The sequence below is a fragment of the Sulfitobacter noctilucicola genome, assembly GCF_000622385.1.
Classification (GTDB): Bacteria; Pseudomonadota; Alphaproteobacteria; order Rhodobacterales; family Rhodobacteraceae; genus Sulfitobacter; species Sulfitobacter noctilucicola.
The window spans coordinates 1,738,128-1,763,737 of the sequence record NZ_JASD01000008.1; the positions used below are offsets into that span (position 1 = coordinate 1,738,128).

Consider the following 25,610-nt stretch of genomic DNA (forward strand, 5'->3'; position numbering starts at 1 on the left):
CCAGATGACTGCAATGCGGGACAAAACCGACCTTGACTGCAAGTGCGCCAATATCCGGTTTGGCGAACCGTTCAACAAACGTTGGAATTTTGTAATTTACTGAAAGTAAATAAAAACCCTCTTCGGAAAGCTCTCCGCCTTGTATCAAAACTTCACGTAGAGAGTATCGGTTTACAGTGAATTGGGCGCAGTAGGTTTCCATATTTATGACATTTTTCCTCATTACTGTACGGCGAGTTCGTAAATCGTAAGGCATATGAAATGCCCGATACTTTACTTGGCGGGATAATCATCAACGAGATCCTCGTTGATCCCAATAGTGCGTCTGGCGCAAATTTCGACACCGACGGGAATGGCACGGCCAATGCCGTCGATGAGTATGTCGAGCTTTACAACACCTCTGCCGCGGCGATTGATATCTCCGGCCTCCAACTTTGGGACGCCGGCGTTGGCCATTGGTTCACCTTTCCCCCAGGCACCATCCTTGCTGCAGGAGGCCATGCGCTGGTCATGTCTGGTCTGCAATCAGGTGGCGCATTGCCGACAGGCGATCCCGGTGATCTGTTTTTTGATGCCGGGCGCAACTCGCCGCTGTTCAATAATGGCGGCGACAATGTCACGTTACTAGATCCTTCGGGCGCAGGCACGTTCATCCAAGCGACATACAATGGTGACGCGCTGGATGATCCGACGCTGGGTGCAGGGGGGTATAGCGGGTTTCCTGCGGGCGCAGTGCGCAACGGCTCAGGCGAGAATTTTGGCAACGACGTTGATGGCCAATCCTTGCAACGCACCGGGGACGGCGCAACAACCTTTTCAACTGAGGCCCCTACGCCGGGCACCACAAATATCTGCTTTGCCGATGGCACGCATCTGTCTACCCCGTCAGGCTCGTGCAAGGTTGAGTGCCTACAGGTCGGCGATCTGGTCTTGACCGCCGATGGACGCGCCGTGCCCGTGCGCTGGACCTTCTCGAAACAATGGTCAGCGCAGGACATGGCGGCCCAACGTAAATTGGCACCAGTCTGCATCTCCAAAGGCGCGCTCGGGCTTGGCCTTCCTGCCCGCGATCTGCGTTTGTCGCAGCAACACCGCATTCTCGTGAAAGGACCGATCGTGCAACGCATGTTCGGTACGCAGGAAGTCTTGGTCGCGGCGAAATCGCTGCTTTCTTTGCCCGGCATCTATATCGACACGCCCCGTGCGCCTGTGCGTTATTTCCACATCTTGCTCGATGCCCATGACATTGTGATCGCTGAAGGCTTACGCAGCGAGAGCCTGTATTTAGGTCCGCAAGCCCTGCGTTCTATCCCCGATGCGGCACTGTGTGAGGCGCTGATGTTGCTTGGCCTGGATCGCGAAACACTTGAAGGCGGCAAGGTTATGCCTGCCCGCCCGCACGCCCAAATGAAGCGAGCGCGCCGCTTGATCGCTCGTCACACACGCAATGATAAACCTATCATCGCACAGCTTTGAGAATGAGTATGATCTGCGGATTTGACGCGGGAACTGCCATTCGTACATTTTGCAGCATCCGTGACTCCGCCCTTTGTGTTGATTGTTCTCTGTAATTGACTGGACTTCGGCCGCTGTCGGAGCGGTACTGCCACCACGCCGCGACCCATTCGCGTATGCCACCCGCTCAGTTCGGGCTCTGCTCAGTAGCAGCGGAATACCTGCGCTGATCATCTGAGGAGACGCACATGACCGATACAGCGAACAAGCAATATTTCATGCCAAAGCTTTCCAAGTCCAGCCGGACAACCAAGAAAGACCAGTTGATCAAACTGCTGGGGACAAAGACAGGTGCTGACATCAAGTCGCTGAGCGAGAAGCTGGGCTGGCAACAGCACACGACACGGGCTGCAATGAGTGGCTTGCGCAAGGCAGGCTACGAAGTGGCTGGGGAGAAGGCAGCTAAGGGCGGAGCATCTAAGTTCCGTATTCTGGCTGCGCCAACTGTGCCGAAGAAGGCAGGCGCAGAGGTCGCGCATCATGGGGCGTGATCCGAACCCGGAGCGCCCGAGAGTTCTAGCAGAATGGGAGGCGGTCATTGGATCGCCTCCACCAAAGTTTCTCTCGGTCGGGTTTATGGAAAAGGCGATTGCACATGAAACCCAATGCAAAGCGCTGGGCGGGCTTCCCGCGCAGACCCGACGGGCACTGGCGCAGATTGCAAAAGGCAAGACCGTGCCCGCTGCGCAAGCGGGCATAGCAAAAGCAGGCACCCATCTGGTGCGGGAGTGGAACGGGCGCAGCTACCAAGTGGAAGTAGTTGAGGGCGGCTTTCGAATGGATGGCAAAGACTGGAAGTCGCTCAGCGCCATCGCCAAACACATCACCGGTGCGACGTGGTCCGGCCCACGTTTCTTTGGTCTCACAAGCGGGGCAGGGCGCGGGTCATGAAAAAGACCCGCTGCGCCATCTACACGCGCAAGTCTTCTGAAGAGGGGCTGGATCAGGAGTTTAACTCGCTGGATGCACAACGCGAGGCCTGTGCGGCCTACATCACGAGCCAGAAGCATGAGGGCTGGGTGATGCTACCGGAGCATTATGACGACGGTGGAATATCTGGCGGCACGTTAGAGCGGCCTGCGCTGCAACAGTTGCTGCAACATATCGAAGACGGGTTGGTCGACCAAATCATAGTTTACAAGATCGACCGGCTAACGCGGTCTCTCGCCGACTTCTCTAAGATCGTCGACACGCTGGATGCGGCAGGTACGTCGTTTGTCTCTGTCACCCAGTCCTTCAACACAGCCACCAGCATGGGCCGCTTGACACTGAACATGCTGCTTTCGTTTGCCCAGTTCGAACGTGAGGTGACAGCGGAACGTATCAGAGACAAGATAGCTGCCTCAAAACGAAAAGGTTTGTGGATGGGAGGCAACGTGCCCTTGGGGTATGATCCGAATGGCAGGACACTGACGATCAATGAGGTCGAGGCAAAAATCATCCGAACTCTCTTCGATCTTTATGATGAACATGGGACAATACGGCAGGTGAAAGAGGCCGCTGAAAAGTTGCAACTGCGCACGCGGCAGCGCGAGACAACCGTCGGCAGAAAGTCCGGTGGCGGCCTATTTGATCGCGGCCACATCCACCACATCCTCACCAATCCAATTTATGCAGGCAAGATCCGGCACCGCAAAGAGATCCACGAGGGACAACACGAGGCGATCATCACGCCCGCTCGATGGGATCAGATACAGCAGCAACTGAAAGACGGCGCGACCAAGGGCAGGGTGCGCAACGCCGCAAAACAAACGTCACTGCTCTGTGGCAAGCTGTTTGATGAGACAGGTGATCGACTTACGCCCTCGCACACCAAGACGTCGAAAGGCATGCGTCTGAGGTATTACATCTCGCATCGACTGATCAAACGCAGTGGTGAGGTAAATCTGGATGGCTGGCGTTTGCCCGCGCCAGAATTGGAAGCCAAAGTTGCTCAGGTGATCCGAACAACGCTGATGACACCATCGTACCTCAATCAATTGATTCCCGACGCGTCGATCAGCGAAACGGGTCAATGGCGCGATGAACTGGCCCGGCTATGCGATGGGCAGCATCCAAAGCACCTTCTAAACCTTGTTCATGACATCAAGGTCGAAACTGGTAAGTTGCGGGTCACGCTTGATCCAAGTGGTGTCAGCAACATGCTGGTGGTCAAAACAAACAGAATTGTTCACAAAGCACTTACCATCACCTCGCCGTTTCAAATCCGCAAACGCGGTGTCGAGACGAAGCTGGTGCTGGGAGATGAAACTACTGAGCTTGACGAAACGCTGATCCAGAATCTTGCAAAGGCGCATCACTGGTTTGAACAGGTCAAGTCTGGCCAAACGCTCTCTGAGGTAGCCAAAGCAAATGACACAACATCGCGGCGTATCCAGCAAATCATTGAGCTGGCGCTACTGGCACCGGACATCATTAAAATGGTCCTTGATGGCAAGCAGCCGCTCGGCTTCACGTCCGAATGGTGCAAGCGTCATCACTTGCCAAGCAATTGGCAAGACCAGCGCGCGATCATCGCGTCTCTCTGACATCGTAAAGCCGGACACTGCTACCGTTGAAATGCGGTCTGTAGACACTTGAGGGTGTTCTGCCTGAAGTGGCGAGCATCATTGGTCTGCGGATATCTGGCGCCGCCGTAACCTACCGAAAACACGCCATTATCGTAACCGACAATCGCACCATCTACATTTACGGAAGTACGTGGCTGGGATGGTAGGATTCGAACCTACGGTACACTGTACCAAAAACAGTTGCCTTACCACTTGGCTACATCCCAACGTGAGCCGCTAATTAAGGGGATGAAGCGGAGTGTGCAAGAGCCGATTTGGCAAAAACTCTATTCTTCTACAGCATCATGCGTCAGCAGGTCATCACGGGCCAGTTCTGCGCGTTCCAGATCAACAATTTTGGTCAGCTCTTTGTCTGCCGTGGCATCCACATCCTGAACGGGGGCCAGGGGTGGGCCCTTGGCGGCTTTCTGCGCTGTGTCACTGTCAGAAGGGTCAGTCGCCAGTGCAGCGCCGGTTTCGATTCTGTAGCCGGGCAGGGGGGCTGCGATGCCTGCGTGGTCCAATGCAGCCTGGCATAAACGTATCGCTTCCGACCGCGCGCGGACGATATCGGTGTCGTTCTGATTGATCCAAGCGGCTAAATTTATGTTCACCCAGAAGTCTCCGACTTCTTCGATCCAGACAGAGGCTTCAGGGGTGGTCAGCACAAACGGAAGGCCCGTCAGCGTGTCCTGCAACATGGTGCGGGCGCGGTCCAGATCGGCATCTGCGGCAACGCCCAATGCAAAGGTAAACCGCCGCTCCGCATTACGCGAAAAGTTCACAATCCGGCTTTTGAACACGGTCGCGTTCGGGATGCGGATGTGATTGCCATCAAAGCTGAGCAGAATCGTTGCGCGGGACGTCAGACGGATCACCTTGCCAGTGTCGCCCTCGATCTCGATTGTGTCATTGGGTCGGAAGGGCTGGCGGATCGATAACATGATGGAGGCGATGAAGTTCTCGACCGTGTCGCGTACCGCAAAACCGATGGCGAGGCCCACGATACCTGCCGCACCTAGAATCCCAGACAGCAGCGCTGTCGCATTCACGATGTCCAACGCCACAACCAGACCACCCACAACAAACAAAAGGCGCGTGATCTGTCGGTAGATGTCGGCGATGAAGGCGTTGGGCGAAAGTCGGTCCCACGGTTGTTCGCGTTTGGCGAGCCAAAATCCAAAGATCACGATCAGGACAAAGACAGAAATGGCGATCAGGGCCAGCGGAAAGAAGGCGATCATTTGGGTGACGCGTGCTTTGAACCGCTCGACTGCGGGGTTCAGTCGCTCTGATATGTCCGTGGTCTCGGCAACCTCGTTCTCGATGGCGACCACGCCTTCAACACGGCCAGTGATCTCGTTAAGGCGAAGAACACTTTCTGCATCTGGCGTGGTCCCGCGCAGGGTGACGATGCCAGAAGAAACGGACACGGTGATATCGCCGTATCCGTCAAGCTCTGCCAGAATATCGCGGATGCGGTTGCCGATGCGCGCATCCGATTGCGCATCATCGGCAACAGATATGGTTCCGGTCGGCTGGTCAGAGGTCTGCGCCGCCAGAGGGGCGGCCAGCAGCAAACAAAGTGTCAAAGCAATGAAACGCATATATCGGCTCGTAATCAGGACAAATATGCGCTCAGCATATCGCAGCCCTGCGTACTCGCAACACAATCCATCCATGCAAGCGATCAGGCGTCTGAGCAATCCAGCAGAATGGCCCCCACGCGACCGCCGGCTTCTACAGCTTCGTGTGCAGCAACGGCATCTTCCAGCGGATAGGTTCGTTCTACCGGACAGATCAGGGCACCTTCGGCGAGGGCGGCATGAAGCTTGTCGATCATTGCGATGCGTTCAGCATCGGGGAGCAGGTAAATCAGGATGATATCAACTGTGACGGCTTTGAAGAGGTAGGGCAGAAACGGGAATGTCGGAGCCATTTCTTTGGCTGATCCATAAGCGGCAAGCCGTCCGTTTGGGGCGATCACCTCGCCGTCCAGATCAACATTTACGCCGAATTCGACCTCGATCACCGTGGGGATCAAGGCACCATCATTGGCGGCAAGGATCTTTTTGGCCAAATCGTCGGCGCTGTAGTCAAGTACCACATCCGCGCCTGCATCGCGCACACGATTAAAGTCGCGCGGGCTGGATGTCGCGATCACACGTGCGCCGCCCCATTTGGCAAGCTGTACGGCCAGCAAACCAACCGTGCCAGCGCCGCCGTGGATCAGCACAGTCGTGCCTGCGATATCGCCGCCGCCGAACACCGCCTGTGCGGCAGTCAGCCCAGGAATGCCAAGGATCGCGCCGGTTTCAAAGCTGACGTCATCAGGCATTGGTACCGCCATCTTGGCGGGCAAGGTGATGTGGCTTGCGGCGGTCCCCATCGGGCGCTGCCACTGGCCGTTCCATATCCAGACACGCTGGCCGATACGGCTTTGCTCAATACCATCGCCAACGGCATCAATCACACCTGCGCCATCACTCTGTGGGCAGATAGTGGGAAACGGAGGATGGGTCATGCCGGGGCGTCCCTTGCGTGACTTCACGTCTGAGGGGTTCACGCCAGACAACTTCAGTTTGACGCGAACCTCGCCCGCCGCTGGCGGAATATTGTCGAGCGTTTGCAGGCTGAGAACATCGCGCGCTTCGCCGAGTTCTGAATAAGTGATTGCACGCATGATATGGCACCTCTGATTAGCGTTCGATCAGATTACCCTGACGCAAAGACCGCATGCATGCAAACCGGTGCGGCGTCTAACGCTGCGTGCCAATGCCCTTGGGAGAAGGAACGTCAATATTACTCGCGTATTTCACCCGCAGCAACACCCCAGACCCGTGATTTGGGTGCCCAGCCCTTGTACCCGCCCGAGCGCAGTTCGCACCATTCGGTGTCGCAATCGCCCAGTTTCGCCACAACACCCAACTCAAGCGCCGCCGCAACAGGTGCGTTCGGGTCGGGGCGGACGTGAAGCGGCAGCATATCCTGTTCGACCAGCACGGTGCGGGTGCCGGACAGCAGCGAATAATGAACCCAGCCGCCGATGCCATCGCGGTCCTCGACCCTGCGCCAATGACCATGCTCTGCAGTGATCCGCAATGGCATGTCGCGGCGTTTGTATACCCAGTCGATGCGGTGCGAAAGCGACGGTCCACGCCGCACGTTGCCTTCGGAAGCTTTCATGGAAACGAAACGCGGCAGCGGCAGGTTGGTTACAGAACCGGTATCGCCTGCAATTGCCGGAACGGCAGGGGCGAATGACATAACCATCAGGACCACAAACGTGATTCTCAAGACCGACTGAAACATGGGTGCTGCCTGCACTGTGATTGTTTGCTCTTTTGCGGCGCTGGGTTCTTGTGCCTCCGGCTCGCATGGGACACCATGGCGCTAAGAAGTGCGAAGGCCAAGTCTGGGAGGACACGAATGTCAAAGAAACGGTTGAGTGTTGTCGTCACGCGACGGTTGCCGGACGCGGTTGAGACGCGGCTATCGGAACTCTTTGACGTCAAACTGCGTCTTGATGATGTGCCAATGACCCGGACAGAGCTGTCTGCGGCGATGAAGGAAGCCGATGTACTGGTCCCGACGATCACGGACGAGATTGACGCGGCGATGATCGGGCAGGCGGGTGAGCGGCTCAAGCTGATTGCGAATTACGGCGCAGGTGTGGATCACATTGATGTGGCCACCGCACGGCAGCGCGGCATCTTGGTCAGCAACACGCCCGGTGTACTGACAGAGGACACCGCGGACATGACAATGGCGCTTCTTCTTAGCGTGACGCGCCGCATGTCCGAAGGCATGGCTTTGATGCAAAAGGGCGAATGGTCCGGCTGGGCACCTACCGCGCTTTTGGGTGGACGTGTCAGCGGACGGCGTCTGGGTATCCTCGGTATGGGCCGGATCGGACAGGCGGTCGCCAAACGCGCATCGGCTTTTGGTATGCAAGTCCATTATCACAATCGACGCAGGCTGCACGCGGAGATCGAGAACGCGCTGGAGGCCACCTATTGGGAGAGCCTTGACCAGATGGTGGCACGCATGGACGTCATCAGCATCAACTGTCCGCACACGCCTTCGACCTTCCATCTGATGAACGCACGCCGGTTGAAGCTGATGAAACCCGATGCGGTGATTGTAAACACCTCGCGGGGGGAAGTCGTTGATGAAAACGCGCTGACGCGGATGTTGCGTGCCGGTGAGCTTGCCGGTGCAGGGCTGGATGTCTACGAGCATGGCACTGACGTGAACCCGCGCCTGCGCGAGTTGGAGAATGTCGTGCTCCTTCCACATATGGGATCCGCGACCCTCGAAGGACGTCTTGAGATGGGCGAGAAAGTCCTGATTAACATCAAAACCTTTGATGACGGTCACCGGCCACCAGATCAGGTGGTGCCCTCAATGCTGTAAGACCGCCATGTGCATCTGAAATGACTGGTGGACATGCTGATGAAAGAGAAAAGGGAAACGCGTTATGTGGAAAGTTCTGAGTATCTTGATGGTTTTTTGCGCAGGCCCCGTGCTGGCGCAGCAGGCAGCGGACGCAGTCGAGCCCGAAGCATCTGGCGCAGGCGCATTTGAGGGTCTTCCAGAAAACGTCATGGCGGCACTTGCGGCCAAAGACGCCGGTCAGCCGGTCAAAGCCAATGACTGGATGATCGCGGCAGCAAACCCGCATGCCGTCAAAGCCGGAGCCGATGTTCTGGCCGCTGGCGGAACGGCTGCTGATGCATTGGTGGCCGTTCAGGTTGTTTTGGGTCTGGTCGAGCCGCAATCGTCAGGCTTGGGCGGTGGAGCCTTTCTGATCTGGTATGATGCGGCGTCGGGCAGCCTCACAACGCTCGACGGGCGCGAAACGGCACCTCTGGAAGCAACGCCGCAGCTCTTCCAAGACGAAGCAGGCGAGCCACTCAAGTTTTTCGACGCCGTGGTCGGCGGGCGCTCTGTCGGGACGCCCGGAACACCGGCTTTGCTGGCCGAAGTACATGCCCGTTGGGGCAATCAGGACTGGGCGTCCCTTCTTGAACCGGCGCGAGTGATGGCAGAGCAGGGCTTCGCCGTGTCCCCGCGACTGGCGGCGCTTGTTGACGGGGATCGCGAACGGCTTTCGTCTTCAAAGGTCACCGCGGATTATTTCATGCCTGCCGGCGTTCCGGTCGTCGCGGGTGATATACTGAAAAATCCGGGCTACGCGGTCACGCTTGAGACATATGCGAACGAGGGTGCCAAAGCATTCTATGGCGGGCGTATCGGCCGCGAGATTGTCGCAACCGTGCGGACGGCAGATAACCCCGGCGTCCTGTCAGAAACCGACATGGCCATCTATCAGGTCAAGGAACGCGCCCCCGTTTGTGCGCCCTACCGCGCACACGAGGTCTGCGGCATGGGTCCGCCCTCATCCGGTGCCGTCGCCGTAGGCCAGATCCTTGCGGCACTCGAAGGGTTCGACCTGAGCGCGGGACCGCAAGACCCGACAGTGCGCATGCTGATCGGCGACGCAAGCCGTCTCGCCTTTGCGGATCGCGGGCGTTACCTGGCGGACAGCGACTATGTGCCGGTACCGGTCAGCGGACTGCTTGACCCCGAATACATGCAGGAACGTGCTGCTGTTTTGGGGGGGGATACTGCATTGGAAAGTGTTGAAGCGGGCAATCCCGACTGGGATCACGCCCTTCTGTGGGCAGATGATGAAAGCATCGAACTTCCGTCAACCTCGCACATCTCGATCGTGGACGCGAAAGGCAACGTGGCCAGCATGACTACGACTATTGAAAACGCTTTTGGCAGCCGTCTGATGGTCGGCGGTTTTCTTTTGAACAATGAACTTACGGACTTCTCGTTCCGCAGCCAAGCGGGTGGCGTGCCGATTGCCAATCGGGTTGAGCCTAGTAAACGCCCGCGTTCTTCGATGGCACCAACGATCGTATTGAAAGACGGCGCACCTGTGATGGCCGTGGGCAGCCCCGGTGGTAGCCGGATCATTGGATATGTGGCACAAACGATCATCGGGGTGATCGACTGGGGTCTGGATGTGCAGCAAGCGGTAAGTGTGCCCCATGCGGTCAACCGGTTCGGCACTTACGATCTGGAAGAAGGCACCGAGGCCGCCGCGTTGGAAGAGGCGCTTGGCGCGATGGGCTATGAAGTCGGCCTGCGCAGTCTGACGTCCGGCCTGCACGTGATTGCCATCGGTAACGATTTGCAAGGTGGTGCCGATCCACGTCGCGAAGGTGTCGCCGTCGGTCAATAGCGGGCTGCGCTCGGATCATGGATTATTAGGGAGTGAAAAATGGCAGATGGCAGTGCGCTGATGCGCAACGAGGATGGAATTGCCGCCGCGCTGGGCGTGCTTAAGCAACAATTTGGTGAGCGTTTCCAGACAGGTGAGGCTATTCGCGAGCAACACGGCCATACCACCACCTGGATTGCCAACCAAATGCCTGATGGCGTGGTCTTTGCCCAGTCTACCGAAGAAGTAGCCGAAATCGTCAAGGTTTGTGCCACACATAAGGTGCCGATCATTGCTTTCGGAACAGGGACATCGCTTGAGGGTCACGTCAACGCGCCCGCAGGCGGGATCAGCATTGATGTAAGCCAGATGGACAAGGTGCTTGAGGTCAACTCTGGCGATCTTGATTGTCGTGTCCAACCCGGCGTCACCCGCGAGGCGCTCAACACCCACCTGCGTGATCAGGGCCTGTTTTTCCCGATTGATCCGGGGGCCAATGCGTCTTTGGGTGGGATGACCGCAACGCGGGCGTCAGGGACCAACGCGGTCCGCTATGGGACGATGAAAGACAACGTATTGAGCGTCGAGGCTGTGATGGCGGACGGCACTGTGATCCGCACCTCCAGCCGTGCGCGGAAATCATCTGCCGGATATGATCTGACCCGTCTCATGGTCGGTTCTGAAGGGACACTGGGGATCATCACCGAAATCACTCTGCGCCTTCAGGGAATTCCCGAAGCTATATCTGCGGCGCGGTGTTCCTTCCCCTCTGTTGAGGCGGCCTCAAAGACCGTGATGGCCGTGATCCAGTACGGTTTGCCTGTTGCGCGGATCGAGCTTTTGGACACCCAAGTGGTGCGTGGCGTGAATGCCTATTCCAAGCTTCATCTGCCAGAAGGCCCGCTTTTGCTGTTGGAATTTCACGGATCAGAGGCATCGGTGGAAGAGCAAGCGGAAACGTTCGGGATGCTTGCCGCAGAGGATGGCGGTTCCGGGTTTGAAAAGACCGCGACTTTGGAAGAGCGCAACAAGCTTTGGCAAGCCCGCCATGATGCCTATTGGGCGATGTTGGCCATGCGGCCGGGGTGCAAGGCGGTGACGACGGATGTCTGCGTCCCTATTTCGCGTCTGGCCGAAGCGGTGACAACTGCACAGGCCAAAGCAGAAGAGCTGAATCTCTTTGCGCCAATCGTTGGCCATGCAGGAGACGGTAACTTTCACGCGTCGCTGTTGATCGACATGGACGACGAGGCCGAGACTGAACGCGCCAAGGTGTTTGTCAGTTGGCTGAACGACATGGCGATTTCCATGGACGGCACCTGCACCGGCGAACATGGGATCGGACAGGGCAAGCGCCCCTATCTGGTCAAAGAGCTGGGGGCAGGTACGGTCAACGTAATGTCGGCAATCAAATCGGCGCTCGATCCTGACAACATCATGAACCCTGGTAAAATCCTGCCTTTGTAATCCGGCTGTTTTGGCAGGCCGCTTTGCGGCCTTTTCGGCTGCATCCGACCCGCGGTGCACGGCAAGGTCGGTTTTTTGATATGTTGGGTCGGCGCTTGCCTGCGGAAATTGCGCAGTGTCCTTAAAACGGACCCCAACGCTGTCAGAAGGATTCGGGGCACATGAAAACGAACGTCAAAGCATTGGTTGTAGGCGGCGGGGCTGTCGGTACGTCGATTGCCTATCATCTTGCCCGCGCGGGCTGGGATGATGTGATGCTCTTGGAGCGTGACGAGCTGACGTCTGGTTCAACCTGGCATGCAGCAGGACTGCTGCCGTATTTCAACATGTCTTATGCGACGACCCACATCCACGACTACTCAATCAAGTTTTACAAAACGCTGGAAGAAGAGACCGGTCTGAACGCCGGTTTTGCAGTGGTCGGCAACCTGCGCATGGCGCAGACGGATGCGCGCATGGACGAATATATGCTCTATGCCTCGACCGCTGAAACCTGCGGCGTGCCCTATACCTTTATGTCGCCCGACGAGATCAAGGCAAAGTGGCCACTGATAAACACCCAGGACCTGAAAGGCGCACTTTACCACGAAACGGATGGCTACATAAATCCGGCAGATGTCACGATGGCCATGGCCAAGGGCGCACGCCAGCGTGGCGTGATGATCGAGCGTAAGTGGCAAGCTGATGCATTCCACTGGAATGGCTCGGCATGGGAAGTTACCTGCACCAAAATGGTTGAGAAAGGCGGTAACCTGATCCCATCCGACGAGCAAATCGTTATAACCGCCGAGCATGTCGTCACCGCTTCGGGCAATCACGCACAGCGCACCGCGCAAATGCTGGGGATCAAGATGCCCGCGATCCCGGTGGAGCATCAGTTCATCGTCATGGATCAGGACCCCGAGCTGGTGAAATGGCGCAAGGAAGCAGGCAACCCCGAACACCCCGTAATCCGCGACGCGGACGCGCAAAGTTATGTCCGTGAAGAACGCGGTGGCTGGATTTTGGGGGTCTACGAAAAAGACGCACCCGCACGGTTTGAATATGGTGTGCCCGACAGCTTTCGAGCGGACCTGTTCCAGTTGGATCTGGAGCGGATCGAGGACCAGTATGCGGCGATGATCCACCGCATCCCATCTTGTGAAGACTCTGGCCTCAAAGACGACTTTAATGGTCCGATTTGTTATACACCTGACGGCAATCCCCTTGTCGGCCCCGCACCGGGCCTGCGAAACATGTGGCTGGCAGAAGGGTTTTCTTTCGGGATCACAGCAGCGGGCGGAACGGGGTACTATCTGGCCCAGTTGATGGTCGAAGGCGAAGCAGAAATCGACATGGCATCGCTCGATCCCAAACGCTATGGCGATTGGATGACAACCGAATTTGCGGCTCGCAAGAACGAGGAATGCTATGAGCATGTCTATATTCTGCACCACCCTGATGAGGAGCGCCCCGCATGCCGACCGCTGCGTACGTCACCAGCCTACGATCGCCAGGCGGCGCGTGGCGCGCAGTTCGGATTTGTAAACGGCTGGGAGCGTCCGAACTATTATGCTCCCGAAGGATTTAACGACCACGACAGCCGTTCCTTCCGGCGCGGTGGCTGGTGGCAATATGCAGTCGAAGAGGCAAAGGCGATCCGTGAGGGCGTGGGCCTGATCGACGCGACCGCCTTTACCAAGCACGTTGTCAAAGGCCCCGGGGCCACGCAATTCCTAGACTGGTTCACCTGTAACAAGCTGCCTTCGGTGGGTCGCATCAACCTGACGTATGCGCTGACAGGTGCGGGCACAACGCGCACCGAATATACCATCGTGCGCATTGCACAGGACGAATATTATCTGGTTTCCGCAGGTGCCTGGACCGCCTATGACAGCGATTTTCTGCGCAAGGCAATCGAGGACAAAGCGCCCGAATTCGGGTATATCGAATGCCACGATGTCACCAACCAATGGGGTGTCTTCGCAATCGCCGGTCCAAAGTCCCGCGATGTATTGAACGCGCTTGTCAAAGATGGAGATCCTGAAACGGTTCTGTCGAACAAGCGTTTCCCATGGCTCACGATGCGCAATATCGAGCTGGGTATGTGCCCGGTCCGCGCAATCCGCGTGGCCTATACCGGAGAGCTGGGTTGGGAGCTGCATCATCCTATTGAGATGCAGAACTACCTATTTGACCAGCTTGAGAAAGCTGGCGAAAAACACGGCATGAAACTGGTCGGTGCCCGCGCCCAAAACTGGCTACGTCAAGAAAAGTCCTACCGCGCTTTCGGCACAGAACTGGGCCGGGATGCGACACCGCTAGAAGCTGATCTGCCGCGGTTTGTCGATCTGTCGAAAGAGTTTCACGGTAAAGCCGCAATGGAAGGCCATGGCATCCGTTCCAAATGTGTCACGGTCCTGATCGACGGCCCTGACGACGCGGACCCATGGGGGCGCGAAGTCCTCTATATCGGGGGAGAGCGTACCGGCAGGCTGACCTCAGGTGGCTATTCCGTTGCTTTCGGGAAATCCATCGGCATGGGCTACGTCAAACCTGAGCATGCAGTGGTCGGAACGAAACTGAAGGTGAAAATGTTCGATCAGCTTTGGGATGCCGAGATTGTCGAAGACAGCCCGTATGATCCCAAGAATGCGAAAATCCGGATCGATGGATAAGCGACATTTGAAATGAAAAGAGGTGCCCGAAAGAGGCACCTCTTCAACGTTAATTTAGTCCGCAACTTCCAGCGGTGTATCGTCCGTGACAGGCAGTGACGGATCACCATGGTTACCGGTTTCCAGCGCTTTGCGGACCCCGGCTTCATACCGTGGATCAACCTTTTTCAGAATGGCCAGCCAACGCTCCTTCACGCTGTCGGATACAGGGGCCATCCCACCGGCCATATTCTTGTGCAGACGGTCGCGTTCTTCGTCATTAAACACCTCGGCATAAAGCGCGCGGGGTTGTACATAATCAATTTCCGCTTCTTCCTGCTTGAACCGGGCCACGACCGCTTCGGGGTCGATGCGCAACGGCGGCTCTGCGACAGTTTCATCTGCTACCGGACCCTCATACTGGTTCGGCTCGTAATACGCATTCGGATTGCCAAAATCGTTGGTAAAGAACCGCATGGAGCCGTCTTTGTGGTAATGGTTCACCTTGGCATTCTTGGGCGCGTTGGCAGGCAGTGCCTCGTAATGGGTCCCGATCCGGTAGCGGTGTGCATCGGCATAGGCCATGACCCGCGCCTGCAGCATTTTGTCGGGTGAGAAGCCGATACCCGGAACAATGTTGTTCGGGTTGAACGCCGCGTTCTCAACCATCTGGAAATAGTTTTCCGGCACCTTGTTCATCGTCAGCTCGCCGACCTCGATCAGCGGAAATTCATCATGCGGCCAGACCTTGGTCAGATCGAACGGATTATACTCTGTCTCAAGCGCCTGTTCTTCGGTCATGACCTGAATGTTCATCGTCCACTTGGGGAAGTTGCCGGCCTCGACCATGTTCCACAACTCTTCTTGATAGCTTTCGCGCGTCTTGCCGATAATCTCGGCCGCCTTGGCATCTGACAGCCAGTTATGGCCCTGCTGCGTCTTGAAGTGGAACTTGACCCAATGGCGTTCGCCGGCCGCATTCCACATCGAAAAGGTGTGGCTGCCGTAACCATTCATATGTGCAGGGGATTGTGGGATGCCGCGATCCGACATCAGGATCGTTACTTGATGCACGCTTTCTGGTTGCCCCGCCCAAAAATCGAACATCGCCTCGGGTGAACGCATGTTGGTCTTTGGATGACGCTTTTGCGTGCGGATAAAGTCGGGGAACTTGAAACCGTCACGGATAAAGAACACGGGCGTGTTGTTGCCTACCATGTCCCAGTTGCCCTGCTCAGTATAGAACTTCAGCGAAAAGCCACGGACGTCACGCTCCGCATCCGCAGCGCCACTTTCACCGGCAACCGTTGACCAACGCGAAAGCACCTCTGTTGTCTTGCCGATCTGAGAAAAAACATCCGCGCAGGTGTATTTGGTGATGTCATGTGTGACTTTGAATTCGCCCTGAAGCCCCCAGCCTTTGGCGTGTACAACCCGCTCCGGAATACGCTCGCGGTTCTGGTGCGCCAGCTTTTCCATCAGGTAGTGATCTTGCATCATCACAGGGCCGCGCGGGCCTGCCGTTTCTGATGTCTCGTTTGTGGGGTAGGGTTTGCCTGATGTGGAGGTGAGGGTTGGCTTATCGGTCATGAGAATATCCTTGAATTTGGCCGCGCTTGAGACAAGCGTCATTAGTCGACCAACAACCCAATCTCCGAAAAGGTTCCATGCGAAGGGGGCGTCCTCTATCGCTCTGCCGCAGTGGCGCGTAGAGTTCGCTGAAGCAGGCAGAGGATTACATATGGCGAACCAACCTTTGAAGGGCACCGCGAGGCTGGTTGCGGCATGGCATAATTCGCGCGCCGGTTTTCGGGACATCTGGACACACGAGGAAGCCTTCCGGATGGAATTTCTGGTCTGGCTGGTGTCCGTGCCGGTGGCTTTCTTGATCTCGGGCACAGTGTTTCAGGCCGCAATCCTGATCAGCGCGGGTATCTTCCTTCTGATCGTAGAAATCCTGAACTCGGCCCTTGAGGCCGTCGTCGACAGGATCGGCGTCGAGCGGCACGAGCTTTCGCGCATGGCCAAGGATCTGGGATCGCTTGCGGTTCTGTTTGCGACCGGACTGTTGGCAATCCTGTGGGTTGCCGCATTCTGGCAGTGGGTGATGGGGTAAACCCCGACTTACCGCGTGTTTCGTGCGACCCAAGCCTGCCAGTCATCACGAGAGCCGTTGAACGCGTTCAAATCGACTTTGCCTCTGATGCCGGGTATGAGGCCGGTTGCCGAATACTGCCAGAACCGCCAACGCTGCCCGGGATACGCCTCGCGTGGCGTTTTCGCAGTGGTACGTAGCCAGAACTCATACCCTTTGAACTGCCCCAGTCGGTTCTCTTCGTAGAAACGCGGCGTGGTGTAGATGACCGGACGCTGTCCATAGTGCGCTTCTACGATGTCCAGCCAGACACGCATCTGGCGCTGCACTTCTGCGGCAGGGGGGCGCACCTTGGCGCAGGTCGGCGAAAACGGGTTCCATTCCATGTCCAGCACCGGCGGCAGAGTGCCTTTGCTGCGGGGTACATTTCTGATGAACCAGCGCGCCTGCACCTCGGGCGTCGTGCAGAAATAATAGAAATGATACGCACCGCGCAGAACCGCTGCCTGCCCCGATCGCCGCCAGTGGTCCTTGAAGGCGGGATCAAGTAGATCACCGCCTTCGGTCGCTTTGAGAAACGCAAAGTTCACACCATTTGCCCGCGCGGTATTCCAGTCGATACTTGTCTGGAAACGCGCTGCATCAATGCCATGCACTGCAAATCGCGAAGGCTTGGGATTGGCGAAATCCACCGGATCGGCATCCCGAAAATTCGCAGAGAAGAGAACCCCGGGAGGGGCGGGTGGTTTGCCTGCGCCGGAACCACAGGCAGCAACGGCCAACACCAAGAGAAAAGCAGCAACGCGCGCGATCATGTGTGGTCCTTTCGGGCGAGGAAAACCAAGTTATTGGCAGGCATCTCAAAGCAGTCAACCAAGGCGAAACCGGCCGCGTCGATGATCCGCCGGATATCGGCGGTATCCTTATAGCCGATGTCAGGATCAGACGCGCGCAGGGATGCGTCAAATTCTGCATCTCCCGTACTGGTCAGAAGACCGTCCCGCTTGAAGGGACCGTAAAGCATAAGCATGCCTTGAGGGTCGAGAGCCTTGCCGGCTTCGTGGATGAGATGGGTTGCTTGGGATGTCGAAATAAGATGCAACAGATTGACGAGCACAATCAGATCCTGATTGCCGAACCGGTCGGCCCAGCAGGGTACTGTCGCGTCAAGATGCTGCGCTGGTGCGACATTGCCAAGCGCCGCATCGTTTACATAGGCATTGATGCTTTTAAGTCGTGCGGGGTCAATGTCTGTGGGTTGCCAGTGCATATCCGGCAAGGCAGCGGCATATGCGCAGACGTGCTGACCTGTGCCGCTCGCGATCTCCAATGCGGTTCCTTTTGTCGGCGCGTGATCACGCAGGAAGGCGACAATGCTGTCCTGATTCCGCGCGGCAGAAGGCGCGTGCAGTTTTTCGCCATCCCCCGGCAGGACAACGCTCGCACGCGGAGGCCGCGTATCGTTCATTTGCGCAGTCTGTCGGGGGTGAGTTGTGCGACAAACTCTGCTCCGATCTCGGGCGTATTGTTCATTACCAGATCGCAGACAAGCTGGCTTGCTGCCGGAGCCGTCTGCATCCCGTATCCACCTTGACCAGCCGACCACACGAAAGACGGCTCTGCCGGATCAGGGCCAAGAACCAGCGCACGGTCCGGCGCAAAAGAACGCAAACCCGCCCACGATGTACTCACACGCGTCACAGGCTCGGTGACCATCTCCTCATACCGCGCAATCCCCGTTGCCAGCACCATGTCATCTGCCCATGCGTCATGCGGCTCAACCACGTCCTCATCAGCAGGAGAGACAAGCAGCGCACCCGCATCTGGTTTGGCGTACCATGTCTCGCCCACCCCAAAGAACATGGGCCACGTGTTTACATCATGTCCAGCCGGTGCCGGAATGCGTGCCATGGAGCGCCTGTGAGGGGTAATACCCAGTGGATCAAGGCCAGCCATGACAGCAATCCCATCTGCCCATGCACCCGCAGCGTTTACCACAGTGGCGGCCTCATATTGTGTGCCACTCGCGGTAATTTGCCATCTATCGCCCGACTTCGTGATCGCAGTGACCCCGGATCTGGTCACGACCTCGCCCCCGTTGGCGCGCAGGGTGCGAACGAAATCCTGCATCAAACGGTCGGTGTCGATATCAAAGGCCTCATGGTGATAGCCTGCATATGCAAGTGTTTCAGGGTTGAGGATCGGCACCATCTCCCGCGCGCGATCAAGCGGTATCGGATCAGCTCCCAATGTCGCGGCGTCTGTGTCGAAGGCGTCCTTTTCGTGGTTCTGGCCCACAATGAGAAACCCGCGTTGGCTCAGATACCCGCCGTTCGCCTCAAAATGATACGCCTTGCTGGCGGTATTCAGGGCGACGGTACTCGGCAGGCCGTAATTCTCTTCGTAAAGCGCGGCTGACCGGCCCGAAGCGTGGTATCCGGTGTGTGTTTCCTGCTCCAGCACAGTGACTTTTGCATGCGCTGAAAGCCGGGCTGCTGCGGAAAGTCCGGCAATGCCGCCACCGATGACGATGATATCGCTCATGTTTGTTCTTCCAGACGGTCTGTTGCCGGTGGAGGGGTGGGCGACAGCGCGGCGATGTGATCGTAAAGCTCAGGTGACATCTCGAAATCGAGTGCGGCCAGTGACGGCTTCAACTGCTCCTCGCTTCGGGCCGATATGATGGGGCCGGGCGCTGTCGGATGCGCCATGGCCCATGCCACCGCGAGTGTCGCGGGATGCACGCCTTCTTGTGCCGCAATATCGCTCAACCCTCGGGCCGCGCTGTGCATTGCGTCGACCCCGTAGCGGGCGGCATAGCGTTCATCCTCGGTCAGACGCCCTTGTGCACCTTCGGCATATTTGCCGGTCAACAGGCCACCACCCAGTGGCGAGTAGGGGGCCACGAGAATACCCAGATCGTCGGCCATCGGCAGTATCTCGACCTCGGCCTGACGCTTCACCAGATTGTACATCGGCTGGATCACCGCGATATCGAGATCAAAGGTGGCGGCAACACCTGCCGCTTTCACGACCTGCCAGGCCGCAAAGTTCGACAAACCTATGTGCCTGATATGTCCCTTGGCTTTCAGCTCCGCGAAGGTCTCGAAGCTCTCGGTGAATGGCGTTTCTGGATCGAAGCGGTGCAGGTACAGCACGTCGAGCGTGTCTATCTGCATCCGTTGGCGCGAAGTTTCGGCTGAGGTCAGAATGGTGTCGCGTGACGCGCCGCCCGAATAGGCCGCTTTTGTCGCGATGATCAGATCATCGCGGCGGTCCTGCACGAACTCTCCCAGAAGGGTCTCCGACGCGCCGTCTGTATAGACATGTGCGGTATCGAAATGGGTGATGCCCGCCTGCACGCAAGCATTGAACATCGCTTTGGATTGCGCGGCATCCGCTCGGCCGCCAAACTGCATGGTGCCAAAGGCAAGACGACTGGCAGCGGTGCCGTTGGGGCTGGTAAGAGTTTGTTTCATGGTCATAGGATGATTGGTGACATGACAGGAGGGTAGGCGCAATCGGCCTGCCGGATGTTTGGCGTAGAAATGCGCATCGCCCTCAAACCAAACTGCATGGCGAAATTGTTACGTGGGCGATGCTACGTGGAGCAGAAGCGGCCAAGATATAGCAGCTGGTTTCCATGTCAGGAATTGCCCTTGTCCATCGCACGTTTGTAGGCAGGCCGCTGTTGTATCTGCTGCACAAAAGACGCCAACGCAGGGAAGTCTTCCCCACCGCCAAGCCGCAGGGCCACCTCGGCCGGGAAGCTGAGCATAATGTCAGCGGCGTTGAGCGTATCCATCACGAAATGCCCCGACGGCCGGATCACTTTGTTGAGATAGCTGAAATGACTATCCAGTTCGGACTGGATCCTTGGATGCAAAGGTGCACCCGCATCGCCAAGCCGTCCGACATATAAGTTCAACAGAATAGGCGTCATCGCCGAACCTTCGGCGAAATGCATCATCTCAAGGTGGCTCAAATAGGCATCGGTATCGCGGGCCGGGATCATCTCAGGCGCGAACCTTTCGCACAGCACCTCTACAATCGCGCCGCTTTCTGTGACCAGCCGTCCATCCAGTTCGATCATGGGGGATTTGCCCAACGGATGAACGGTGAGCAACTCCGGCGGTGCCAGATTGGTTTTTTCATCCCGTGCATAGTGGATGACCTCATATTCCGCCCCGATTTCTTCGAGCAGCCAGAAAATGCGATGGGATCGGGAGCGGTTCAGGTGATGAAGTCGGATCATATGCAAGGGCTTTCCAATTGGGTCGAGGCGCAGTCTATTGGACAAGGACATAAAGGAAAGGGCAAGCGATGATCATTCGAAAGAAGGCTCTGCTGAAAGGCACCGAACGTGACGCTGCGGGGCCGGGCTGGACATCATTACGGTTGTTGGTTCGTTCCGACGGTATGGGGTTCTCCATGACCGAGACAGAGGTGCTTCCCGGTGCGGTGCTGAAGCTGGAATACAAAAATCACGTGGAGGCATGCTATTGCATCGCGGGCACCGGCACAGTGATCGAACTTAGCAGCGGCACCCGACACGAGATCACCCCCGGTGTGCTGTATGCCCCCGACAACCATGACCGCCACGAGGTGCATGTGCCAGCGGACGGTGAAGCACTTAAACTGATTTGCGTGTTCTCCCCCGCGTTGGAAGGCACCGAAGTCCACGGACCTGATGGCAGTTACGCGGCACCCGTCGATACCGCATGAGGCTGCGGTCATTGAAACCCCCAGTAATACAGGGCGAACGATCCTCATCGGTTCAAGGACAACAATGATATGGTAGGCATTTACACCGCAATCGATCTGTCATTGCTCTATGCTGCGCTGAACATGGCCTGCGCATTGGCGCTGGGGGCAGTCATTGGGTCGGAACGGCAGTTCCGTGGCAGGATGGCAGGGCTACGCACGAACGCGCTGGTGTCCTTGGGGGCGGCGGGGTTTGTTACCTTTGCAGCACTCTTTCCTGACGACATCAACCCGACGCGTGTGGCCGCTCAGGTGGTGTCGGGCATCGGTTTTCTGGGCGCGGGGATCATCTTTCGGGATGGCTTTAATGTCCAGGGGATCAACACCGCCGCAACCTTGTGGTGCTCCGCCGCTGTGGGGTTGATGTCAGGGGCAGGGTACGTCCTCTATGCAAGCGCACTTGCGGGGCTCATTGTCTTTACCAATCTCGGCCTGCGTCCCGTGGTCCGGAGGCTCAAAGCAGCTTCTGCAAAGTTTGCGGGGTCGGATCAGTTCTTTAATCTCGTCCTCGAATTCCATGAGGATGACGAGGCCACAACACGCGCAGCACTCGTGACAGCGTTAACCGAAGAAGCCCTGACCATCTGCAAAATCGAAAGCCGGACGGACAAGAAAACGACCAAGCTTACCGCTCAGGTGACAGGCTCCGAAAATGTCACGGTAAAGATCGAAAGTGTCATGGCAAAGCTCACACTCGGGGCCGGGCTGTTGCGCGCCCACTGGACCATCGCCGAGGAAGACGAGACAAGCTTCGAATAAGACAGGCTGCGCAAATAAAAAAGGCCCCGCAGATGCAGGGCCTTAATAGTGTTACGAACGTCTCCGCTTATTGCGGGATATCACCTTCGATACCTTCAACGTAAAAATTCATGCCAGCCAGTGTACCATCATCTGCTGTCTCACCTTCGCCAAGGAAAGGTGTGCCGTCCTGCTTGTTCAGCGGGCCGGTGAAGGCGTGGTATGAACCGTCGGCAAGTGACGCTTTCAAGGCCAGTGCTTCTTCTTTCACATCAGCAGGAACTGCATCGGAAATCTCGCCGATACCGACCATTCCGGCACCGATGCCGTCCCATGTGTCGGTGCTTTCCCATGTGCCGTCCATGACCGCCTTGGTGCGTGCGATGTAGTAAGGTGCCCAGTCGTCAATGATCGACGACACACGTGGCATCGGGCCGTACTGCGCCATGTCTGACGCCTGACCGAATGTGATCACGTTGCCGGCTTCTTGAGCGGCTGCCTGTGGCGCTGTGGAATCGGTGTGCTGCAAAACAACATCTGCACCCTGCTCGATCAGCACCTTCGCTGCGTCTGCTTCTTTCGCGGGGTCAAACCATGTGTAGGCCCAAACGATTTTGAACTGGACGTCAGGATTGACCTTCTTGGCGTGAATGTAGGCAGAGTTGATGCCACGGATCACTTCGGGGATCGGGTAGGAGCCGATATAGCCAATGATGTTCGACTTCGTCATCTTACCCGCGATGTGGCCCTGAATGGCACGGCCTTCATAGAAACGGGCGGAATAGGTCGACACGTTATCGGCGCGCTTGTAGCCGGTCGCGTGCTCGAACTTCACATTCGGGAACTTCTTGGCAACGTTGATCGTCGGATCCATGTAACCGAATGACGTGGTAAAGATCAGGTCAGCACCATCCAGCGCCATCTGTGTCATCACACGCTCTGAATCGGGGCCTTCTGCCACGGATTCAACGAACACGGTTTCAACCGCATCGCCGAATTCTTCCTCTACCGCCAGACGGCCTTTGTCATGTTCGTATGTCCATCCGCCGTCACCGATCGGGCCGACATAGACAAAGCCGACTTTGGTTTTCTCGTGGCCATCCGCATACGCAGATGTAGCCAGACCAAGTGCAATCGCGGCACTTGTCAGGAGTTTGGTGAGTTTCATTTCGTTCCCCAGTATTAACGCCCATTCATGCGGGCTTGGCAGTTTGGCCTCAGGTCGAGGCATGGAAAGTGCGCCCAAGACACGCCGGAGCGGCGGACTTGTCACGCGACAGGATCACCAAAACGATGATCGTGATCAGATAGGGCGACATTGCCAGATACTCGACCGGAATGGCAACGCCCGCGCCTTGCAGATTTAGCTGAAGCTGTGTGATTCCGCCAAAAAGATAGGCACCCAGCAACAAGCGCCACGGTTTCCAGCTGGCAAAGACGACCAGCGCGAGCGCAATCCAGCCAATACCTGCGGTCATCCCTTCGGTCCATTGGGGCACGCGGATAAGACTGATGTATGCCCCGCCCAAGCCCGCACAGGCCCCGCCAAACATAATCGCCAGAGTACGGATGCGCACCACTTTATACCCCAGCGCGTGGGCGGCATCATGGCTTTCACCCACCGCCCGCAGGATCAGACCCGCGCGGGTAAACTTCAGCACGGCCCAAACACCTGCCACCAGCGCAAAGCCGAGATACAGGATGATATCGTGCGTAAACAGGATGGGCCCGATCACCGGGATGTCCGTCAGCGGGCCAAAGTTGATGTCACCCAGACGCGGCGGTTTGATCCCGACATAGGATTGACCCAGCAACGCAGATAGCCCCAGACCAAACAATGTCAGCGCAAGGCCAGAGGCAACCTGGTTGGCCAGTGTGATCTGCGTCAGAAAAGCGAAGAGCAGGCTTAATAGCGCCCCGCCGACTGCCGCCGCCGCAAATCCCAGCATCGGCGATCCCGTCTCGACCGCAGTGGCAAAGCCACAGATCGCGCCGGTGATCATCATCCCCTCAACGCCAAGGTTGAGCGTGCCGGACTTTTCGACCACCAACTCGCCAATGGCGGCAAAGATGAGCGGGGTCGCGGCGACAAGAAAGCCTGCGACAAACAAGATCGGGTTGATGGCTGAAAGGTCCATTACCGCGCCACCATTCGAATGAACCTATCCATGATACCCAGTCCCCAAGGTGTGAATACTATCGATGATAACGCGATCCCGATCGGGACAGAGCGTTTGGCAAACCATTCGACATCATACGTCTTCAAAGACCACGCCAACCCGTCTTTGCGCCAGCGCAGCACGGTCATGATGTGAAGTGCGCTCACGATGATGATGGGAAGCAGGACCAAGGCAAAGGCCGGCCACATGGCAAAAGTGCAGTTTTTCAGGCAATCGGTAGCGAAGATGCCGACGACCGAATAGCCAAAGAAGCCAAGGCATCCCAAGGCCAAGCCAACTAACAGACCAAGGCACAATTTTAGTACGTTGCCCATCACGCCACCTCCGCCCGGCCAAACCGCAGCCGGTAGTTCGTGAACATATCCAGCGCGAGAAGGAAAAACAGCAGCATCCCCTGAAACACCTGAATGGCCGCCGCAGGCAGGCCAAGCTGGCTTTGCGCGATGTCGCCGCCGATATAAGTCAGCGCCATCAAGAGCCCAGCAAGCATGATGCCGATGGGATGCAACCGACCGAGAAACGCCACAATGATTGCGGTGAATCCGTAGCCCACATTGAAATCAATCGTCACCTGACCTGCGGGCCCCGACACCTCAAACATTCCTGCCAAACCGGCAAGCAGCCCCGACATACCCAGACAGAACAGGATCAGGCGCGTCGGGTTCACTCCCGAAAATTTCGCGGCACGCGGAGCCTCACCGGTGACACGGATGGCAAAGCCAAGGCGGTGTTTGGTCAGCAAAACATATGCAAAGATCACCGCGATCATTGCCGCCACAACGCCCCAATGCATGCCGCTGCCTTCAAACAGGTCAGCATTAAAGGCGCTTTCATATTGCTGTAGGTTCCGCGATCCCGGAAAGCCAAACCCTTCTGGATTTTTCAACAGGCCCAAAGACATAGACGCCAGAAACTGCTCTGCGACATAGACCAGCATCAAAGAAACCAAAATCTCGTTCGTCCCGAATTTCACTTTCAGCAGGGCAGGGATCATCGCCCAAATCCAGCCGCCAAACGCCCCTGCCAGCACCATCAGCGGAAAGACATAGAACCCTTCGACCGGGTAAAACGCCAGCCCCACGCCAGCGCCAAACAACGCCCCCATGATGTACTGCCCTTCAGCCCCGATGTTCCAGATACCAGCTTTGAACCCAAGGCTCAGACCGATGGCGATCAAGACCAAAGGTGCCCCCTTGATCAACAGTTGCGGGCGATAGAAAAATGCAAATTCACCAAAAAGCGGATCCCAGAAAATTGTTTTGATGGCCACCAACGGGTCCTTGCCAAGCACAGCAAACAACAATCCGCCGAAAACCATCGTTGCCAGCACCGCCAAAAGAGGTGTCGCCAGCGAAAAAGCCCGGCTCGGCTGGGGGCGCTTTTCCAAACGGATCATGCACCGTCCTCCGGCTTCATTTGGCCCACACAGGC

24 protein-coding genes and 1 tRNA gene are annotated in these 25,610 nt (G+C 57.2%); 11 read left to right on the plus strand and 14 right to left on the minus strand.

Features of this window, described 5'->3' with window-relative positions; translation table 11 throughout:
* The first annotated feature begins 261 nt into the window (after positions 1–261).
* The 4 genes from Z946_RS21115 to Z946_RS0112200 all read left to right on the plus strand — a co-directional run bounded on the left by Z946_RS21115 (position 262) and on the right by Z946_RS0112200 (position 4,043).
* Entirely contained in the window at positions 262–1,476 is a 1,215-nt protein-coding gene (locus tag Z946_RS21115) for a Hint domain-containing protein (protein WP_025056011.1), read from the plus strand.
* Positions 1,477–1,703: 227 nt separating this feature from the next.
* Positions 1,704–2,006: a DUF3489 domain-containing protein gene (locus tag Z946_RS0112190; protein ID WP_025056012.1), complete on the plus strand. Its 303-nt coding sequence runs from the start codon at positions 1,704–1,706 to the stop codon at positions 2,004–2,006.
* Positions 1,996–2,406, plus strand: a complete 411-nt coding sequence (locus tag Z946_RS0112195) for a DUF2924 domain-containing protein (RefSeq protein WP_025056013.1) — start codon at positions 1,996–1,998, stop codon at positions 2,404–2,406. The genes Z946_RS0112190 and Z946_RS0112195 overlap by 11 nt, the downstream gene beginning before the upstream one ends.
* Positions 2,403–4,043, plus strand: coding sequence for a recombinase family protein (locus tag Z946_RS0112200; RefSeq protein ID WP_025056014.1), 1,641 nt, complete (start codon positions 2,403–2,405; stop codon positions 4,041–4,043). The genes Z946_RS0112195 and Z946_RS0112200 overlap by 4 nt, the downstream gene beginning before the upstream one ends.
* A gap of 173 nt (positions 4,044–4,216) precedes the next feature.
* On the opposite strand, the gene Z946_RS0112205 is transcribed toward Z946_RS0112200, so the two are convergent.
* From Z946_RS0112205 to Z946_RS0112220, 4 genes are all read right to left on the minus strand, one after another.
* Positions 4,217–4,291, minus strand: a tRNA-Gln gene (locus Z946_RS0112205).
* Between the two features lie 60 nt (positions 4,292–4,351).
* Positions 4,352–5,671 (minus strand): mechanosensitive ion channel family protein, encoded by a 1,320-nt coding sequence (locus Z946_RS0112210; RefSeq protein ID WP_025056015.1) that lies wholly within the window; start codon positions 5,669–5,671, stop codon positions 4,352–4,354.
* A gap of 83 nt (positions 5,672–5,754) precedes the next feature.
* Complete coding sequence (locus Z946_RS0112215; RefSeq protein ID WP_025056016.1) at positions 5,755–6,747, minus strand: NADPH:quinone reductase; 993 nt, start codon at positions 6,745–6,747, stop codon at positions 5,755–5,757.
* Between the two features lie 119 nt (positions 6,748–6,866).
* Entirely contained in the window at positions 6,867–7,337 is a 471-nt protein-coding gene (locus Z946_RS0112220) for an SH3 domain-containing protein (protein WP_152540576.1), read from the minus strand.
* Positions 7,338–7,493: 156 nt separating this feature from the next.
* Here Z946_RS0112220 and Z946_RS0112225 point away from each other — a divergent pair, with 156 nt between their 5' ends.
* From Z946_RS0112225 to Z946_RS0112240, 4 genes are all read left to right on the plus strand, one after another.
* Positions 7,494–8,480 carry a 2-hydroxyacid dehydrogenase gene (locus tag Z946_RS0112225; protein ID WP_025056018.1) on the plus strand — a complete coding sequence of 329 codons (987 nt, stop codon included), beginning with the start codon at positions 7,494–7,496 and terminating at the stop codon, positions 8,478–8,480.
* Positions 8,481–8,544: 64 nt separating this feature from the next.
* Positions 8,545–10,320, plus strand: a complete 1,776-nt coding sequence (ggt, locus tag Z946_RS0112230; protein WP_025056019.1) for a gamma-glutamyltransferase — start codon at positions 8,545–8,547, stop codon at positions 10,318–10,320.
* Positions 10,321–10,359: 39 nt separating this feature from the next.
* Positions 10,360–11,766 (plus strand): FAD-binding oxidoreductase, encoded by a 1,407-nt coding sequence (locus Z946_RS0112235; protein WP_025056020.1) that lies wholly within the window; start codon positions 10,360–10,362, stop codon positions 11,764–11,766.
* A 161-nt stretch (positions 11,767–11,927) separates the two neighbouring features.
* A complete protein-coding gene (locus tag Z946_RS0112240) occupies positions 11,928–14,423 on the plus strand; it encodes a GcvT family protein (protein ID WP_025056021.1) in 2,496 nt (831 codons plus the stop codon).
* A 54-nt stretch (positions 14,424–14,477) separates the two neighbouring features.
* On the opposite strand, the gene Z946_RS0112245 is transcribed toward Z946_RS0112240, so the two are convergent.
* Complete coding sequence (locus Z946_RS0112245; RefSeq protein WP_025056022.1) at positions 14,478–15,992, minus strand: catalase; 1,515 nt, start codon at positions 15,990–15,992, stop codon at positions 14,478–14,480.
* Between the two features lie 151 nt (positions 15,993–16,143).
* Between Z946_RS0112245 and Z946_RS0112250 the strand changes: the two genes are divergently transcribed.
* On the plus strand, positions 16,144–16,518 hold the full coding sequence (locus Z946_RS0112250) for a diacylglycerol kinase (protein ID WP_025056023.1): 375 nt from the start codon (positions 16,144–16,146) through the stop codon (positions 16,516–16,518).
* A gap of 8 nt (positions 16,519–16,526) precedes the next feature.
* Here the strand turns inward: Z946_RS0112250 and Z946_RS0112255 are convergent, their stop codons facing one another.
* The 5 genes from Z946_RS0112255 to Z946_RS0112275 all read right to left on the minus strand — a co-directional run bounded on the left by Z946_RS0112255 (position 16,527) and on the right by Z946_RS0112275 (position 20,752).
* Entirely contained in the window at positions 16,527–17,312 is a 786-nt protein-coding gene (locus Z946_RS0112255) for a glycoside hydrolase family 25 protein (protein WP_025056024.1), read from the minus strand.
* On the minus strand, positions 17,309–17,965 hold the full coding sequence (locus Z946_RS0112260) for a DUF938 domain-containing protein (RefSeq protein ID WP_025056025.1): 657 nt from the start codon (positions 17,963–17,965) through the stop codon (positions 17,309–17,311). The genes Z946_RS0112255 and Z946_RS0112260 overlap by 4 nt, the downstream gene beginning before the upstream one ends.
* Positions 17,962–19,041 (minus strand): NAD(P)/FAD-dependent oxidoreductase, encoded by a 1,080-nt coding sequence (locus Z946_RS0112265; protein WP_025056026.1) that lies wholly within the window; start codon positions 19,039–19,041, stop codon positions 17,962–17,964. The genes Z946_RS0112260 and Z946_RS0112265 overlap by 4 nt, the downstream gene beginning before the upstream one ends.
* Positions 19,038–19,976 carry an aldo/keto reductase gene (locus Z946_RS0112270; protein ID WP_025056027.1) on the minus strand — a complete coding sequence of 313 codons (939 nt, stop codon included), beginning with the start codon at positions 19,974–19,976 and terminating at the stop codon, positions 19,038–19,040. Before Z946_RS0112270 ends, Z946_RS0112265 begins: the two co-directional genes overlap by 4 nt.
* Positions 19,977–20,143: 167 nt before the next feature.
* On the minus strand, positions 20,144–20,752 hold the full coding sequence (locus Z946_RS0112275) for a glutathione S-transferase family protein (protein ID WP_025056028.1): 609 nt from the start codon (positions 20,750–20,752) through the stop codon (positions 20,144–20,146).
* A 68-nt stretch (positions 20,753–20,820) separates the two neighbouring features.
* Here Z946_RS0112275 and Z946_RS0112280 point away from each other — a divergent pair, with 68 nt between their 5' ends.
* Positions 20,821–21,222: an ectoine synthase gene (locus Z946_RS0112280; RefSeq protein WP_025056029.1), complete on the plus strand. Its 402-nt coding sequence runs from the start codon at positions 20,821–20,823 to the stop codon at positions 21,220–21,222.
* 69 nt (positions 21,223–21,291) lie between these two features.
* On the plus strand, positions 21,292–22,020 hold the full coding sequence (locus Z946_RS21410) for an MgtC/SapB family protein (RefSeq protein WP_152540577.1): 729 nt from the start codon (positions 21,292–21,294) through the stop codon (positions 22,018–22,020).
* 67 nt (positions 22,021–22,087) lie between these two features.
* On the opposite strand, the gene Z946_RS0112290 is transcribed toward Z946_RS21410, so the two are convergent.
* The 4 genes from Z946_RS0112290 to Z946_RS0112305 are packed head-to-tail and all read right to left on the minus strand — an operon-like array spanning position 22,088 to position 25,575.
* Positions 22,088–23,167 carry a BMP family ABC transporter substrate-binding protein gene (locus Z946_RS0112290; RefSeq protein WP_025056031.1) on the minus strand — a complete coding sequence of 360 codons (1,080 nt, stop codon included), beginning with the start codon at positions 23,165–23,167 and terminating at the stop codon, positions 22,088–22,090.
* 49 nt (positions 23,168–23,216) lie between these two features.
* Positions 23,217–24,137: an ABC transporter permease gene (locus Z946_RS0112295; RefSeq protein WP_025056032.1), complete on the minus strand. Its 921-nt coding sequence runs from the start codon at positions 24,135–24,137 to the stop codon at positions 23,217–23,219.
* Positions 24,137–24,493 (minus strand): hypothetical protein, encoded by a 357-nt coding sequence (locus Z946_RS0112300; protein WP_025056033.1) that lies wholly within the window; start codon positions 24,491–24,493, stop codon positions 24,137–24,139. The genes Z946_RS0112295 and Z946_RS0112300 overlap by 1 nt, the downstream gene beginning before the upstream one ends.
* On the minus strand, positions 24,493–25,575 hold the full coding sequence (locus Z946_RS0112305; protein WP_025056034.1) for an ABC transporter permease: 1,083 nt from the start codon (positions 25,573–25,575) through the stop codon (positions 24,493–24,495). The genes Z946_RS0112300 and Z946_RS0112305 overlap by 1 nt, the downstream gene beginning before the upstream one ends.
* Positions 25,576–25,610 lie beyond the last annotated feature (35 nt).

Bases quoted from the DNA above. Each gene is read 5' to 3' on its own strand.
- Z946_RS0112290 (WP_025056031.1), bottom strand. From the start codon at position 23,167: ATGAAACTCACCAAACTCCTGACAAGTGCCGCGATTGCACTTGGTCTG.
- Z946_RS0112235 (WP_025056020.1), top strand. From the start codon at position 10,360: ATGGCAGATGGCAGTGCGCTGATGCGCAACGAGGATGGAATTGCCGCC.
- Z946_RS0112225 (WP_025056018.1), top strand. From the start codon at position 7,494: ATGTCAAAGAAACGGTTGAGTGTTGTCGTCACGCGACGGTTGCCGGAC.
- Z946_RS21410 (WP_152540577.1), top strand. From the start codon at position 21,292: ATGGTAGGCATTTACACCGCAATCGATCTGTCATTGCTCTATGCTGCG.
- Z946_RS0112295 (WP_025056032.1), bottom strand. From the start codon at position 24,137: ATGGACCTTTCAGCCATCAACCCGATCTTGTTTGTCGCAGGCTTTCTT.
- ggt (WP_025056019.1), top strand. From the start codon at position 8,545: ATGTGGAAAGTTCTGAGTATCTTGATGGTTTTTTGCGCAGGCCCCGTG.
- Z946_RS0112260 (WP_025056025.1), bottom strand. From the start codon at position 17,965: ATGAACGATACGCGGCCTCCGCGTGCGAGCGTTGTCCTGCCGGGGGAT.
- Z946_RS21115 (WP_025056011.1), top strand. From the start codon at position 262: ATGCCCGATACTTTACTTGGCGGGATAATCATCAACGAGATCCTCGTT.
- Z946_RS0112255 (WP_025056024.1), bottom strand. From the start codon at position 17,312: ATGATCGCGCGCGTTGCTGCTTTTCTCTTGGTGTTGGCCGTTGCTGCC.
- Z946_RS0112305 (WP_025056034.1), bottom strand. From the start codon at position 25,575: ATGATCCGTTTGGAAAAGCGCCCCCAGCCGAGCCGGGCTTTTTCGCTG.
- Z946_RS0112275 (WP_025056028.1), bottom strand. From the start codon at position 20,752: ATGATCCGACTTCATCACCTGAACCGCTCCCGATCCCATCGCATTTTC.
- Z946_RS0112270 (WP_025056027.1), bottom strand. From the start codon at position 19,976: ATGAAACAAACTCTTACCAGCCCCAACGGCACCGCTGCCAGTCGTCTT.
- Z946_RS0112220 (WP_152540576.1), bottom strand. From the start codon at position 7,337: ATGGTTATGTCATTCGCCCCTGCCGTTCCGGCAATTGCAGGCGATACC.
- Z946_RS0112200 (WP_025056014.1), top strand. From the start codon at position 2,403: ATGAAAAAGACCCGCTGCGCCATCTACACGCGCAAGTCTTCTGAAGAG.
- Z946_RS0112280 (WP_025056029.1), top strand. From the start codon at position 20,821: ATGATCATTCGAAAGAAGGCTCTGCTGAAAGGCACCGAACGTGACGCT.
- Z946_RS0112240 (WP_025056021.1), top strand. From the start codon at position 11,928: ATGAAAACGAACGTCAAAGCATTGGTTGTAGGCGGCGGGGCTGTCGGT.
- Z946_RS0112245 (WP_025056022.1), bottom strand. From the start codon at position 15,992: ATGACCGATAAGCCAACCCTCACCTCCACATCAGGCAAACCCTACCCC.
- Z946_RS0112210 (WP_025056015.1), bottom strand. From the start codon at position 5,671: ATGCGTTTCATTGCTTTGACACTTTGTTTGCTGCTGGCCGCCCCTCTG.
- Z946_RS0112250 (WP_025056023.1), top strand. From the start codon at position 16,144: ATGGCGAACCAACCTTTGAAGGGCACCGCGAGGCTGGTTGCGGCATGG.
- Z946_RS0112265 (WP_025056026.1), bottom strand. From the start codon at position 19,041: ATGAGCGATATCATCGTCATCGGTGGCGGCATTGCCGGACTTTCCGCA.
- Z946_RS0112190 (WP_025056012.1), top strand. From the start codon at position 1,704: ATGACCGATACAGCGAACAAGCAATATTTCATGCCAAAGCTTTCCAAG.
- Z946_RS0112195 (WP_025056013.1), top strand. From the start codon at position 1,996: ATGGGGCGTGATCCGAACCCGGAGCGCCCGAGAGTTCTAGCAGAATGG.
- Z946_RS0112215 (WP_025056016.1), bottom strand. From the start codon at position 6,747: ATGCGTGCAATCACTTATTCAGAACTCGGCGAAGCGCGCGATGTTCTC.
- Z946_RS0112300 (WP_025056033.1), bottom strand. From the start codon at position 24,493: ATGGGCAACGTACTAAAATTGTGCCTTGGTCTGTTAGTTGGCTTGGCC.